Source organism: Nocardiopsis sp. MG754419 (assembly GCF_018207095.1).
Classification (GTDB): domain Bacteria; phylum Actinomycetota; class Actinomycetes; order Streptosporangiales; family Streptosporangiaceae; genus Nocardiopsis.
In genome coordinates, this window is the sequence record NZ_QOCZ01000135.1 from 1 (window position 1) to 14,916 (window position 14,916).

Consider the following 14,916-nt stretch of genomic DNA (forward strand, 5'->3'; position numbering starts at 1 on the left):
GCGGCGGGAGCGTTCTTGGCGGCCTCCTCGGCACGCTCACGCTCCTGCTCCGCCCGCTTCCGAGCCTCCTCGGCCTGCTTCTCGGCCTCGGCCTCCTTGCGGACCCGCTCCTCCTCCCGCTTCCGGGCGGTCTCCTCCTCGACCTGACGGCGCTGTTCCTTGCGCTCCTCGGACAGGTCCGCCCAGCCCTCCTTGAGGTTGCCGAGGAACTTGTTGAACTTGCCGCCCTTGTCGTCCCCGCCCTCTCCTCCGGCGCCGCCGGAGAACATCGGGTCGTTGGGGTCGAACACGGCGGTGCCGCCGGGGGACTGCGCACCGGACCCGGGGTCGAACACCGCTGTGCGCGGGGTCTCGCCCGGTTCCCCGGGGTTGAACACCGCGGTCCGCGGGGTCGTGCCGGTGTCACCGGCACCGAGGTCGGCGGTGGGGGTCTCGTCACCGGTCAGGTCCTTGGTGACGACCTCGTCGGCTCCACGTCCGGGAAGGTCGCCGGGGTTCACCCGAATGGTCGCGCCGGTGTCGCCACCGCCGGTGAGGTCGGTCGTGGCCTCGTCGTCGTCCTGGCCCCAGGAGGGGGTGATCCGCGTCGTGCGCGGGGCGTCGTCCGCGGGTGGGGGCGGAGGGGTCGACGCCGCGGCCGCCCAGGAAGGATCGATCCGCGTGGTGCTCGGTTCGTCGTCCACGGGGGAGGCCGGTGCGGCCGGACGGCCCTGGTCCGAGGAGGTATCGGACGCGGCGCCGTGCTGCCAGGAGGGGTTGATCCGGACGGTGCCCTCGTCGTCGTCCGAGACGACCGGGGGACCGGGGGCGGAGGAGGCCTGACGGGCCCACGACGGATCGATCCGCATGGTGCTCGGCTCGTCGTCGATCGGGGCCGCCGGGGTCGTCGAACCCAGTCGGACCGTGCCCTCGTCGTCATCGTCGGTGGGGGTCGTCCCCCCGCCCTGTCCGCCCAGGTAGGTGGTGGCGGCATCCTCGTCGGAGCCGGCGGCGCCGCCCTGGAGTTCGCTCAGTGAACGGGTATGCCGCGTCCACTCGTCACCGTTCCACCATCTGAGCGTCTGCGCGTCGCCCTGTGGGTCGGCGTACCAACCCGGCTCGATAGATCCACCCATGGGCGACAGACTAAAGGGTTGCGGAACTGTACTTAACCAGTGGTATCCGATTCTCCCCGGGGTGGGGGATCCGCGCGATCGGGCTCTGTCCGAACGTGTCTAGGTGATGACCGAGGGTCGTGGTCCGTGGTGGGTCCGGGACACGCGGGCGTCGTCGGTGAGGGCGCCCGGACCCTGTTCGGCCGCCCTCGGGCCGGTCGGCCCGTCGCCCTCGGAGAGCACCCGTTCCGGTGAGATCCGGCCCGGAGCGGTCGACGTCGCCCCCGGCACCTGGTCGTGACCGAAGTGACCGCCACGGGACCACACCCGCGCCGACTCCGCGGTCTCCGCGCCCTCCGCTCCCTGACGTCCGGGCGGCCCCGCCGGCCAGCGGCGGGACACCTCCCAGGAGTCCAACCAGTCCAGGATCGCGGAACGGCCCACCATCGGGCCGCCGGTGAACGGTTCCTTCTCCGTGCCGACCACGGCCACCACGACGCACACCCGACCCTCGTCGCCGGGATCGCGGCGGTGTCCTTCCGTTCCCGCGCCTCCGAGGGGCATCCCGGCGCGACGGGTGGCGGCGAGCAGCTGAACGATCTCACCGCTCACCGGGTTCCACACCAGATGCGCGGTGCGGCCCTCGTGGATCAGGCGACGGGCCTCGTCGGTGGCCGACCACACGTGCGGATCGGAACCGGTCACCGTCCACACGGCCCGAGGGGCTCCGACCCCGGCGACGGTTCGGTCGCGCCCGCCGTCGATCCTCTCGACACCGGGCATCCACGCCTTCGCCATGGCACTCCCCCATCCGGTCACACCGGTCGTCGTTCCTGGGATCCGGGGCTGGAGGGATCGAGGCGGCCCGGATCCGGGTCCCTCCTGTGGTACGCCACCGAGGGTGAGAAGTCCATAGCCCTGCGGGCACCGGTTAGGTTCATGTCACTTCCCGTCCCGCCGACCGAACCCGGGGGACACCGCCGCCCCGAGGTGCTCCGGAGGCCCCGAGGAAGAGGTGGCGCCTCGGGGCCGGAGGCTCGCGGCCGGGGCCCGTCCGCGCCGATGGCGTGCGGTCCGCACCGTGTTCACCCGTGCCCTCGCGCGGCGTCCCGCGCGGGCGACGTCGGGACGGGTTCCACGCCCTCGGGCGCCGAGGAAGGGGCCGCGCGGCTCCGGGGCGGTACCGCGGAGCCGCGCACACGGGGCACCGGGCGCGGGCCGGGCCGCCGCGTCGGCCACGGCCCGCGCCTCGCCCGCACGTCGCGTCGACCCGGTCAGTCCTCCGAGTCCCCGGACTCCTCGGATTCCCCGTCGTCCTCGGCGATCCGCAGGGAGAACGCCTGAAGGAAGATGTCGCCGATCTCGGTCGGGTCCTCCGTCATGTACGCGGCCCCGCCGGTGGCCGCGGCGATCTGCTGGAGCGGTTCCAGGTGCTGGACGTCGGGGCCGAAAGCGATCGTGATGATCGGGATGGGGCGGGAGGGGCTGGACAGGTCGTTGATCTGGTCCAGCAGCTCGTCCAACTCCATGCCACCGGGATCGTCGTTGTCCCCGTCGGTGAGCATGAGGATGACGTTGGTGCGATCGGGCTGGTAGTTGGTGGACATCTCCTGGTAGGCGGCCAGGTAGGTCTCGTACAGCGCGGTGTCGCCCTGCGGGAGCGGCTCCAGGCTCTGTAGCTCCGAGGCCAGCACGTCACGGTGCTCGGTACCGCTGTCGTCCTCGGCCTGGAGCTCTCGGATCGGGGCCAGTTCCTGGTAGTGCAGATCGTCGTTGACGTTGGTGGAGAACTCCCACAGCCCCAGCTCGGAGGTGTCGGAGAACATCTGCAGTCCCTCCGTGGAGGCCGCTCCGGTCACCTGCATCCGGGTCAGTCCGGTGCCGGGCACCTCGGCCAGCATCGACCCGGAGACGTCCACGATGGTGAGCACCCGCGAGTCCATCTTCAACTGGGTCCACGTGCGGGTCAGTTCGGTGATCGAACCCTCCGAGGGCGCGGGCAGTTCGGCGGGCTGGTCCTCGACGAACCCGGCCTCTTCGGCCAGCACGGACGGGTCGGCCTCGCCCTCGGGGCCGCGGAAACCCTCGTCGAGGAGGCGTTGCAGGGACTCGTCGGAGCGCACCGCGGTGCGGAACACCTCGGCGGCGCGGGTGATGTCGCTCTCCTCGCTGCGCACGATGTACGGGTAGTCGAGGTAGTAGGTGCCGTCGTCCAGGTACCCGGGTTGTGCGGGGGCGTCCCCGTGGGCGCCGTTGTAGCGCCAGACCGCCTGTTCGGACATCACGATGACCGGTGGGGCGGCTTCGTCGCCGCCGCTCAGCGCGAGGAAGGCGGCGTCCTCGTCGGCGGAGGCGCCCTGGTGCAGTGACTGCAGGGCCGCGGTCATGTGCGCGTTGAAGGTGTCGGCGTCGGGGCTGGACTCCTCCAGGGCACCGTGCAGGAGGTAGAGGGTGCCGAGACCGCTGGAGCTGCGGACCGGGTCGACCACGCGCACGTTGCGCCCGGTCTCCTCGCCGGGGGCGGTGGTGGGGACGACGTCCATCCACGTGGTGGGCTCGTCGTCGGACTCGGAGAACTCGGCGAGTTCGGCCAGCACCAGCGGTGTGCGGGCCACGGAGGTGCCGGTCTCGGTGATGACGGCGTCCCCTGCCTGACTCTGCACCAGCCGTGTCCACACCGAAGAGTCCGGGATCCACACGTCGGATTCGGTGTCGCCCATGGTCGCGCCGGAACCGGTGATGTCGTAGGCGACGTTGGCCGAGTCGACCTGGCGCACGTCGGCGCGCACGCAGTTGCCGTCGACGGTGTGCTCCTCGGCGTTGAAGTCACCGGCCACGTCGGTCAGCGCGGGGCCCAGTTCGGGGCTGACCGCGATGTCCAGGTGGATGTCGGAGCCTCCGCAGCCGTCCCCGCGCCCGAACATGTACACGCCCACCGCGGCCAGACCGACCACGATCACCATGGCGGCGGCCAGAGCGAGGAACGCTCCGCCACGGCCGCGACGGCGTCTGCTCCGGCCCGAGGGTTCTTCGGCGTATTTTCCGCGGTGACGTCCCACAGCTTTCCTCACGGGGTGATGTACGGACGGGTGCCGTACAGGGGGATGAGCAGGTACAGGGAGAGGTGGTACGGGTGAACCCTTGCGTACCGTTTCGACTCGGGAGTGAGGCGAACAAGTGACTGATACTGGTGGGAACGGTACTCAAAGCCTCAGTCGGAGTGAATGGGGGTCGTATCGCCGGTTCGGGGGAGCGGCGGCACGGGGTCGGGGCGAAGCGGCGATCACCTTGGAGAATCCGGTCTGGCGGAGGACCGACGGTGGTCACGAACCGGACAGACCGAAACTCCATTCCGATACCTAATCGAGACCGGGTGGCGGGTGCGGGCCGGCGTCGCGTCGCCGGCCGCGGTGTCCTCCGACCCGGCGGACACGGGTGCCGCGCGCCCGCCACGGTGGGGACCCCGGGGACCCGGATCGCCCCCGGGCGCGCCGGCCCGGATCCGCTCGTGGACCCGCGCCCGCGCGTCCTCAGTTGTCGCAGTCGGGTACGCACAGTCGGCGTGAGATCGAGCTGAGGAAGAAGTCGCCGATCTCGTCCGGCTCCTCGGTGACGAACCACGAACCGCTCGTGGCCCGGGCGATCTGCGCCAGTTCCTCCTCCTCGGCCTGGTCGCCGAAACCGATGACGAACATCGTGACCGGACGCTCCGGGTCGAACCGGTCCTGCAGGGCGGTGACCAGTTCCTCGTGGGAGAGCTCGCTGGACCCCTCGTCCTGTCCGGCGGTCAGCAGGATGACGCTGTTGATCTTGTCCTCGTGGTAGCCGGCCTGGACCTCGTCGTAGGCGGCCAGCACGTTGTCGAACAACCGTGAGTCGCCCCCCTGGACCTCCAGGTCCTCGGCGACCTCGGTCATCTCGCGTCGGCGGGTCACGTCGCGGTCGTCGGCCTCGCCCAACGGGTGCAGGTCCGCCGCCTCCTCCCGGCCGCTGTCGCCGTAGCGGTCCGACATGAGCCACAGGCCCATGTCGGTCTCGTCGGGGAACAGCGACAGACCGAGGAGCGCGGCCTGCTTCGCGACCTCGATCCGCTCCGGGCCCCCGGCCAGCTCCTCCGCCATGTTGGCGGAGGCGTCGGCCAGGACCAGGGTGCGGCTGGGCATCGACAGGCGGTTCCAGTCGGTGACCGAGGCCAGCAGCGCGTCGCCGGTCAGGTCGTCGTGCGTGGGCGGCGCGGCCTCGGTGATGCCCGGCTGGTCGGCGAGCACCGACGAGGCCTCGCCGTCGGGGTCGCGAAAACCCAGTTCGCGCAGGCGCTCACGATGGGTGCCACCGCTCACGACCTCGTACAGGTCGGTGGCGGCCGAGCGCAGCGCGGCGTCGTCGGTGACGGTCACGTACGGGTAGTCCAGTCCGACGGTGCCGTCGGCGACGTAGTGCGCCCGGAGTTCGGGTGCGGCGCCCGCGCGGCGCAGGTTGTAGGAGACCACCGCCTGCTCGGGGACGGCGATGACCGGGGCGACCCGGTCCTGGGAGGCGGTCGATCCGGTGAACACCGTGGTCAGGTCCAGTTCGCCGAAGGCCGAGTCGAGCTGCACGTCGCGGACGAAGTCGGTCATGGCGGTGTCGGCGTCGTCGCCGGTGCCCAGGTGCTCGCGGATCGCGTGCATGACCGTCATCCCGTCGGCGCCGCGGTTGGGGTCGACCATCACCACGGGGCGGTCGGGGTCGCGGGCGTCGGGCAGGAGCATCGTCCAGTCGGCGTCGTCCTGGTCCGGCATGCCCTCGGCGTCCGGTGGGGCCGCCAACACCACGGGCGACGTGGCCAGTGACGGCGGGTCCGTCTCGATGCCGTGCGCTCCGCCCGCCGAGACCCGGGCCAGCTCCACCCACGCCGACGACTCGGGGATCCACACGTGCGGGGTGATGCCGGACCCGCCCGAGTGCCCACCGGACAGAGCGTCCATGATCCGGTGCGGGGCGATCTCGTCGACCTGCGCGTACACGCACACGTCGCCGTAACGGGGCTCGTCGGCGTTGAACCCGGTGGCGGCCTCCCGCAGCACCGGAGCGGTGCTCTGCGTGGTGGACACCCTCAGGTAGCGGGTCTCTCCACAGCCGAGGGCGTTCATTCCGACTGGAACGGCGATCGCCGCGAGGGCGATGACGGCGACGACCAGCGCGGTGATCCCCAGGGGCGAACGCACCGCTCTTCGCGTGGTGGTGACGGCCGGTGAGGGAAGTCGATGGCGTCCTGTGGACACGGGCACTCCGGGGGTATGACTGTCTCCGGCACCCGGTCGCCCGGGGTCGGGATCGAGGAGGCGGTCGCCGGGTCCGGCGGCCGACACCGGCGGGAGGAACGTGGAGTGAACCGTTGTCGCGCGGGCCGCGTCCCATGGAGTGACGGGACGAACGAAAGCCACGAAACGAACGATCGCTCACCCGGACCCTACTCGCAGGTAATGGGGGAGTGGAAGGGCGGGGGTGGCGCCCCTCACATCGACGCCGGCGGCCGCGGTCGCCTTGATCGCTTTGTTACGACGCCCTTCGAGAAGCACCATCGACTCCCCGCTACCATGGGCCCCCGGTATCCGCTTGACCGATACTCGATGTCCGTTCGGCGGGCGCCCCACCGCTGTGGGGCCCGGCCCGCCTGGACGCCCCCGCGACCGACCGACCCCCGAGGGTTTTGGCATGTCCCATTCGCACAGTGACCGACGGAACCGAGAAGGGCTCGGCACCAAGCTGCTGGCCGGTGCCTGCTGCGCCGGTGCCGTGGGCTACGCCGTGTTCGTCGGCCCGTCGATGCTGCCTCCCCCGGACGTCGAGACCACCAACTCCAGCGCGCCCGAGGTGCTGAGCAGCGTCATGGAGCAGTCCACCGAGCAACCGGCGGAGAACGCGCCGTCGGGGTCGCTGCGGATCCAGGTGACCGACCGCCACCACGCCTGGGTGCAGAACCTGGAGTGCACCGGGGACGCGGAGGAGGACCCCGCGCCCTGCGCCGCGATGGCCGAGGTCGCCGCCGACATGGCCGGTGACCCCACCCTCGCCGAGGCCACCCCCGACCCCGAGGACACCGAGACCGACGCCGCGGACGTGGACCTCCTGTTCGCCGAGATCCGGGACGGCACCGTGTGCACCGACAAGGTGTACGGCCCCCAGGAGGCCGCCATCGAGGGCACCTGGGAGGGGCACGAGGTCGACACCTCCCTGTCCCGCCGCGGTTCCTGCGAGGAGGCACGCTGGCAGCGCCTCGCCCCCGTCACCGAACGCTTCGAGTCCGAGTAACGGCCGCTCGCCCCACCCGGACCGCGCACCACCGTGCGCCCGGGATAATCGGGGACCATGGATGTCATCAGGGTCAGTGACCCCACCGACCCGCGCCTGGCCGACTACACCCGCCTGCGCGACGTCAACCTGCGCCGGCACCTGGAGGCCGAGCACGGCCTGTTCATGGCCGAGGGCGACAAGGTGATCCGCCGCGCCGCCACCGCCGGGTACACGCCCCGCAGTTTCCTGCTGACCGAACGACGCGCCGCGGCCCTCGACGACGTCGTCGCCGCAACCGAGGCCCCGCTGTACGTCGTCAGCGAGGAGACCGCGGAACGCCTCGTCGGTTTCGACCTGCACCGGGGCGCTCTTGCCGCCTACCACCGCAAGCCCCTGCCGACCCTGTCCGAGGTGCTCGCCGAGGCCCGCGCCATCGTGGTGTTGGAGGACCTGGTCGACCACACCAACGTCGGCGCGATCTTCCGGAGCGCCGCCGGTCTGGGGGTGGACGCCGTGGTGCTCGCCCCCCGCTGCGCCGACCCGCTCTACCGACGTTCGGTCAAGGTGTCCATGGGCGCCGTCTTCACCCTGCCCCACACCCGTCTGGACGACTGGTACGGAGGGCTGGACACCCTGCGCGAGCACGGGTTCGAGCTGATGGCGCTCACACCGGGGGAGGGGTCCGTACCGCTGCGCGAGGCGATGGACCGTCTCGGCGCCGACACCAAGGTGGGCCTGCTGCTGGGAACCGAGGGGGACGGACTGTCCGCGCGCTGGCTGGAGCGGGCCACCGCGCGTGTGCACATCCCCATGGCCGAGCGCGACGTGGACTCCCTCAACGTCACCGCGGCCGCGGCCGTCGCCTGTTATGAACTCGGCCGTACCCGGTGATGGCCTGACCCTCTAAGGTGGCGCGTGACACCGACAGCCACAGCAGGGAGGACGCACGACATGGGCGGCCGAGCACTGGTGCAGTGGGAGCAGAACAGGGACAACGCGCCCGAAGCGCTCCACGTGGACCTCTACGCGGGGGGAGCGGCCCCGAAGGAAGTGGAGGACGTCACCTTCTATCAGGTGCCGTACGCGCCCTCCACCCAGGGCGTGGACGAACGGTTGGACATCATCGGCCGGATGCCGGAGCTGCGCGTCCTCCAATTGGTCTCCGCCGGGTACGACCAGGTGCTGGACCTGATCCCCGACCACGTGACCCTGTGCAACGGGCGGGGGCTGCACGACGCCAGCACCGCCGAGCACGCGCTCGCGCTCATCCTCGCCGCCCAGCGCGAACTGCCCCGCTGGGCCATCGACCAGCGTGAGCGTCGGTGGGCGCCCACACCCCAGCGGTCCCTGACCGACTCCCGGGTGATGATCGTCGGTCACGGCAGCATCGGGGCGGCCATCGAACGGCGCCTCCTGCCGTTCGAGACCGAGGTGGTCAGGGTCGCTCGCCGTGCGCGTCCCGAGGAGTCCGTCCACGCCATCGACGACATGCACGCCCTCCTGCCGGAGGTCGACATCGTCGTCCTGGTGACCCCGCTCACCGAGACCACCCGGGGCCTGTTCGGGTCCCGTGAGTTCTCCCTGCTGCGCGACGACGCGCTCGTGGTCAACGTGGGCCGTGGCGCGGTCCTCGACACCGACGCCCTGCTCGCTCAGAACGGCCGGGTACGCGCCGCCCTGGACGTCACCGACCCCGAGCCGCTCCCGGTCGAACACCCGCTCTGGGAGGCCCCGGGCGTGTACTTCACCCCGCACGTGGCCGGTGGCGCCGCCGCCTTCTACCCGCGTGCGCGCGCGTTCATGGACGCCCAACTGGCCCGCTGGGCCGCAGGCGAACCCCTGGCCAACGTCGTGCGCCCGGGTCGCTGACCCGACGTCGCGAGCCGCGCCCCGCCGGCGCACCACCGTACGTGCATTCGTCCGATTGTCACTCCTGTGCGCGACACTGGAGGCATGAGGATCGCGGTGGTCGCCGACGGGGAGGGCGGTGGCCGGCTGAGGGAGCTCGACGGCGCCTCGCCGGCCGGGACCGACCGTCATGTGAGCGACCTGGTCGCCGAGATCCGCCGGATCGAGCGGGAGGCCGACGCCTCCTCGCCCCCACGTTGGGTGTGGGCCTCCACCGAGGACGTCTACCCCGAGTTGGTCCGCGCCGGTGTGCGGGTGCGCCGCTGCCACGACGTCGAACACACCGAGGCGCTGCTGCTCGGTCACGCCGCCCGGCACTACGAACCGCACTCCCTGGGCGCCGCCTGGGCCCGGCTGCGTGATCTCCCCGTCCCCGACGACCCCGTCCGGCCCTTGGGCGAGGGCGTCGCCGCGCAGCCCGCGCTGTTCGAGGCCGACCGGTCCACCCTGCCGCCCGGCACCGACCGGCTCGAGGCGGTGGTGGAGATCCACCGCGACCAGCGCGCACGCATCGCCGCGCTGCTGGCCCCCGACCGCTTCGCCCTGTTGACGGCGGTGGAGTCGGCCGGGGCCCTGGGCGCCGTGGAGATGAGTCACGACGGGCTGCCCTGGCGACCGGACGAACACGACCGGATCCTCACCGAACTCCTCGGCCCGCGACCGACCTCGGGCGGGCGCCCCCGGGTGTTGGCCGACCTGGCCACGAGGATCAGCGCGACCGTCGGACACGAGGTCAACCCCGACTCGCCCGCCCAGGTCATGCGGGCCATGGCGTGGGTCGGTCACCCCGTCGGCTCCACCCGTTCCTGGGTGTTGGAGGGGGTCGACCACCCGGTGGTCCCGCTGCTGTTGCGCTACAAGGAACTCGCCCGCCTGTACTCGGCCAACGGGTGGACCTGGCTGGAGACCTGGGTCCGGGAGGTCGGCGTCCAGGGATCGGGGCCGCGCCTGGGACGCTTCCAACCCGACTACGTGGTGGGCGGCGTCGTCTCGGGCCGCTGGGCCACCCGGGGCGGTGGGGCGCTGCAGATCCCCAAGGCGGTGCGCGGCGCGGTGCGCGCCGACCCCGGATGGGTGCTGGTCCGGGCCGACGCCGGTCAGCTCGAACCGCGTATCCTCGCGGCGGTCTCCCACGACGACGCCCTCGCGGAGGCCGCCGCGGAGGAGGACCTGTACGCCCGTCTGGCCGGTCACGTCGGCGGTGACCGGGAGCGGGCCAAGATCGGCCTGCTCGCCGCCATGTACGGGCAGACCTCGGGGGACGCCGCGCCCCTGCTCGCTTCGATGCGCCGCCTCTACCCCCGTGCCCTGGACCACGTGGACGCCGCGGCGCGCACCGGGGAGGGCGGTGGCATCGTCCGCTCCTGGCTCGGCCGCACCTCCCCGCCTCCCCGGGGCTGGGCGGCCACCATCGCGGCCCCGGACGCCGACCGTCGGCGCCGCGCGCACGGTCGGTTCACCCGTAACTTCGTCGTCCAGGCCACGGCCGCCGAGTGGGCGCTCGTTCTCTTGGCCGCCCTACGCCAGGAACTGCGGGAGGAGATCCCGATGCTCGCGGAGGGTGCCGGAATCGTCTTCTTCGTCCACGACGAGGTCGTCCTGCACGTGCCCCGGGAAGCGGCCGAGGCGACCGTCCGGGCCGTCCGACGAGCGGAGACCCGCACCAGGGAACTCCTGTTCGGGGACACCCCCGTCCGATTCCCCCTCGACCTTTCCGTCACGGACCGTTACGACGAACCATAAACCGGGCCCGAAACCCGACATGCGTTCAGAGAAAGGTCATCCGGCGGAAAGGTAGACGTCCGATATCGGACGGCGTGGGCTTCTTGCAAACATCGGCGGGTGCGCCCATTCTTGAACGCGGACAATGTCATCGAAGGCCGTGCGCCGCAGCGGTCCCCCCGCCCGCCGCGGTCACTGAAAGGGTGATGAACCCCCGTGCGGAACCGGCTCAGAACGTGTGCGGGAACCACGGCCGCCTTCGCGGTCGCCTTCACGGCCTTCGGGGCGACCCCCGCGATGGCCGAACCGGTGGTCGAGGAGCGCCCCTCGCTCTCGGACCAGGTCTCCCCGGACACGGCCTCCCCCAGCGGTGCCCGACCCGGCGACGCTCCGTCCCCGGACGAGCAGGACGTCACCACCGCCCAGGCCTCCCCCGACGTCGCCGATGTCGACGAACTCCGTCGTGACACCCACGTCGCCCCCTTCCGGGAGGCGCGCTCGGTCGAGTACTTCGCCGTCGCCCCCGACACCCTGCCCCGCGAGGTCGTCAACGAGATCCGTCGGATCGAGGGCGTCGAGCACGTCCTGACCGTCGACGCCGCCCGGGTCCAGGTCGATGGCGAACCGACGTCCGTGCTCGGCGTGCATCCCTCCACCTTCCGTAACCACGCCCCGGAGCCCTCCGCCGAGTCCGACGAGATCTGGCAGGGCGTCGCCGAGGGGCACATCGCGCTGTCCAAGGACGTGGGCACCGAGCGCGAACTCGAACTCGGCGGCGACGTCACCGTCGCCGGCGGCCACGGTGAGATCCCCATGGAGGTGTGGACGCACGCCACCTCCGGGATCGCCGGGATCGACGCCCTGGTCTCCCGCGAACGCGCGCGCGAACTCGGCATGCCCGAGGGCAACGCGCTGGTGATCTCCGCACCCGACGCCGACCTGCGGGAGCTGCACGAGACGCTGGAGGAGGCCTTCGGCGAGGACGCCCAGCTCCAACTGATCGCCGACGCCCCCGAGGCCGAGGACGACGGCGACACCGTGCCGACCAGCGTCATCGAGGAGGTCATCGCCCACACCGAAACCCAGTTGGGCGTGCCCTACGTCTGGGGCGGTACCACCCCGAACGTCGGCTTTGACTGCTCCGGTCTGCTCCAGTGGGCCTTCCGCGAGGCGGGTGTGTCGATCCCGCGGGTCACCCACGACCAGTGGAACGCGGGCAGCCGGGTGGAGTGGGACGACCTCGAACGCGGCGACCTGCTGTTCTGGCGTTCGGACCCCACCGCGCCCGACTACATCTCCCACGTGGCCATCTATCTCGGCGACGGGGAGATGCTGGAGGCTCCGCGGACCGGACTCGACGTGCGGGTCACTCCGGTGCGGACCGACAACTACGCGGGCGCGGTGCGCGTCCACACCTGACCGGTGCGGGGGAGGGGCCGGGGAAGCGATCCGGCCCGCCCCTCCACCGAGGGCGGGCGCGTCGCGCGTCGTCTCCCGGGCGGCTTCGGAACACCGGGCGGCCCCGGGGACGGCCGCTGGTGCGCGCCCCTCACTCGACGCCCGCCCGCGTACGCCCTCCGAGGATCACCCGCGGCCGATCGCCGACCTCCGGCGGCCGGGGCCGTGCGGCACGGGTCTGAACATGTCGATGGGCCGTGGTGTCACCGGAACGGTGACACCACGGCCCATCGTTCTCCTGTGTCCGAAAAACCGCCGGGAGGGGAAGGCAGGCCTCGGTCAGGAGGGGAGAACAGGGCCGCCGCTGAGGGAGGGGGAGACAGCGGACCTCGACCCTGCGTGGGTGGTATCGAGTTGTGGTGGTACGTGCGACCGATCGCTCGGGAGTACCCCCGCACAGGGTCTAGATAAGCAGTGACCGGACGATTTGGCAAGAGGTCGGATCAAGGCGTGCATGGGGCCGCAACACCGCCCGAAGTCCCATCGCGTCCACCCTTGTGGGCATTCCGTCCGTTTTCGTCTGCCCTGGTCCGGGCGCCCTGATCCGCGTGGTTCAGGGCGCCCGGGGCCGGCTCCGCAGGCGTCGTGTGTCAGCGCCCCGCGGCGTACCCCTGGCCGCCGCGCGCGTCGGCGGCGGCGCGCAGCTCACCGCTCTCCGGGTCGCGGCCCACGGCCGCCAACCGGCCCAGCGACCAGGGCTCGGCGACCTGGACCTCGTGGCCGCGTCGGCGCAGTTCGTCGATGGTGTCCTCGCCGACGCCGGGCTCCACGACCAGGTCCCCGGGGACGGTCTCCCTCGGGTGGAAGGAGCTGGGGAAGGCGTTGGTGTGGAACATGGGCGTGTCCAGGGCCTCCTGCAGGTCCGTCGCGCCGTTGAGGATGCGCAGCACCGCCGTGGTCGTCCACTGGTCCTGCTGGTCACCGCCGGGGGTTCCGATGGCCAGCACCGCCTGCCCGTCCTCGCGGGTCACCAGCGTGGGCGACAGGGTGGTGCGCGGGCGCCGCCGCGGGGCGAGGGCGTTGGGGGAGGCCGGGTCGAGCCAGAACATCTGTGCCCGTGTGCCCAGCGGGAAGCCGAGCTCGGGGATGACCGGGGAACTGCTCAGCCAGCCGCCGCTGGGGGTCGCCGACACCATGTTGCCGTGGGCGTCCACCACGTCGAGGTGGCAGGTGTCGCCGCGCTGGTCGGCGGGGTGGGAGGCCGCGGCGTTGCGCACCGTCGGCTCCCCGGTGGTGCGGTCGCCCGGGGTGTCGCCGGCCAGGTACAGCGGAGGGACGAACGGAGCGCGGCCCCCGGGGGTGCCGGGGCGCTGGTCGCGGGAGGCGCGGGCGTCGTCGACGACGCGGGCGCGTTCGGCGGCGTAGGAGGCGCTCAGGAGCTCCTTGAGGGGCACGTCGGTGTGGTCGGGGTCGCCGTACCAGGCCTCACGGTCGGCGAAGGCGAGTTTGGCGCCCTCGGTGACCCGGTGCACGAAGTCCGCGTCCACGCGCGCGTCGGCACCGAAGACACCGCGTTCGCGCAGGTCGGCGTCGATCCCGAGGGCCTCGGCCAGACGGAGCTGCTGCAGCATGGCGGGCCCCTGGCCCCAGGGGCCGGTCTTGTGCACCGTGTGGGCGCCGTGGGTGACGCCGACGGTGTCCTCGTAGGACGCGCTCCAGTCGGCCATGTCCGCCGCGGTCAGGAGGGCCTGTTCGGGTTCCCCGCGACCGTTGGGGACGGGGGAGGAGAGAAATGCCCCGACCGCCTCGGCGACGAACCCCTGTGACCAGGAACGACGAGCCGCCTCGATCTGCGTCTCACGGTCGCCTCCGGCCGCCTCGGCCTCCTCGACGATCCGACGGTAGGTGGCGGCCAGGGCGGGGTTGCGCAGCCGCGAGCGGGCCGCCGGGACGGTGTTGTGCGGCAGGTAGACGGCGGCCGAACCGGCCCAGTGCTGGGTGAAGACCGGGCGCAGGAGCTCGATCGCGGCGGCGATCCGCGGCAGCACCGGGTAGCCGCGTTCGGCCAGGCCGACCGCGTGTTCCAGGACCTCGCGCACGGTCATCGTGCCGTGGTCGCGCAGCAACAGCATCCAGGCGTCGAAGGACCCGGGGACGGTGGCGGCCAGGACCCCGCTGCCCGGGATGCGGTCCATGCCGGCGAACGCGTCGATGTTCGCGGAGGCGGGGGAGACGCCCTGGCCGCACAGCACCCGCGGGTTCCGCCCGGCGGCCTGGAAGATCACCGGGACCTCCCCGCCCGGGCCGTTGAGGTGCGGCTCGACGACCTGGAGCGTGAACCCGGCGGCCACGGCCGCGTCGAAGGCGTTGCCACCGCGTTCGAGAAGGGACATGCCGGCGGCGCTGGCCAGCCAGTGGGTGGAGGCGACCATGCCGAAGTCGCCGCTCAACTGGGGTCGTGTGGTGAAACCGGGCATGCGTTGGTCCTCCTGCGGATGAGGGATGGCGGGGTGGGGGC

At 72.1% G+C, this 14,916-nt stretch carries 10 protein-coding genes; 5 read left to right on the plus strand and 5 right to left on the minus strand.

Annotated features, from left to right (window positions below; all coding sequences use genetic code 11):
• The 4 genes from DSY14_RS21645 to DSY14_RS21660 form a co-directional block, all read right to left on the minus strand.
• Positions 1 to 1,115 (minus strand): DUF2510 domain-containing protein (locus DSY14_RS21645; protein ID WP_211718446.1); only part of this gene is annotated, 1,115 nt, incomplete at its 3' end.
• Positions 1,116 to 1,214: 99 nt separating this feature from the next.
• Positions 1,215 to 1,892 carry a hypothetical protein gene (locus DSY14_RS21650; RefSeq protein ID WP_211718447.1) on the minus strand — a complete coding sequence of 226 codons (678 nt, stop codon included), beginning with the start codon at positions 1,890 to 1,892 and terminating at the stop codon, positions 1,215 to 1,217.
• A 476-nt stretch (positions 1,893 to 2,368) separates the two neighbouring features.
• A complete protein-coding gene (locus tag DSY14_RS21655; RefSeq protein ID WP_211718448.1) occupies positions 2,369 to 4,153 on the minus strand; it encodes a substrate-binding domain-containing protein in 1,785 nt (594 codons plus the stop codon).
• 471 nt (positions 4,154 to 4,624) lie between these two features.
• Positions 4,625 to 6,358, minus strand: a complete 1,734-nt coding sequence (locus DSY14_RS21660; protein WP_211718449.1) for a substrate-binding domain-containing protein — start codon at positions 6,356 to 6,358, stop codon at positions 4,625 to 4,627.
• A gap of 433 nt (positions 6,359 to 6,791) precedes the next feature.
• Between DSY14_RS21660 and DSY14_RS21665 the strand changes: the two genes are divergently transcribed.
• From DSY14_RS21665 to DSY14_RS21685, 5 genes are all read left to right on the plus strand, one after another.
• On the plus strand, positions 6,792 to 7,388 hold the full coding sequence (locus tag DSY14_RS21665; RefSeq protein ID WP_211718450.1) for a hypothetical protein: 597 nt from the start codon (positions 6,792 to 6,794) through the stop codon (positions 7,386 to 7,388).
• Positions 7,389 to 7,445: 57 nt separating this feature from the next.
• A complete protein-coding gene (locus tag DSY14_RS21670) occupies positions 7,446 to 8,261 on the plus strand; it encodes an RNA methyltransferase (RefSeq protein ID WP_211718451.1) in 816 nt (271 codons plus the stop codon).
• Between the two features lie 60 nt (positions 8,262 to 8,321).
• On the plus strand, positions 8,322 to 9,239 hold the full coding sequence (locus tag DSY14_RS21675; protein WP_211718452.1) for a 2-hydroxyacid dehydrogenase: 918 nt from the start codon (positions 8,322 to 8,324) through the stop codon (positions 9,237 to 9,239).
• Between the two features lie 84 nt (positions 9,240 to 9,323).
• Positions 9,324 to 11,021: a bifunctional 3'-5' exonuclease/DNA polymerase gene (locus DSY14_RS21680; protein WP_211718453.1), complete on the plus strand. Its 1,698-nt coding sequence runs from the start codon at positions 9,324 to 9,326 to the stop codon at positions 11,019 to 11,021.
• A 195-nt stretch (positions 11,022 to 11,216) separates the two neighbouring features.
• A complete protein-coding gene (locus tag DSY14_RS21685) occupies positions 11,217 to 12,419 on the plus strand; it encodes a C40 family peptidase (RefSeq protein ID WP_211718454.1) in 1,203 nt (400 codons plus the stop codon).
• 629 nt (positions 12,420 to 13,048) lie between these two features.
• Here the strand turns inward: DSY14_RS21685 and DSY14_RS21690 are convergent.
• Positions 13,049 to 14,875, minus strand: a complete 1,827-nt coding sequence (locus tag DSY14_RS21690) for a gamma-glutamyltransferase family protein (protein ID WP_211718455.1) — start codon at positions 14,873 to 14,875, stop codon at positions 13,049 to 13,051.
• Between the last annotated feature and the right edge of the window lie 41 nt (positions 14,876 to 14,916).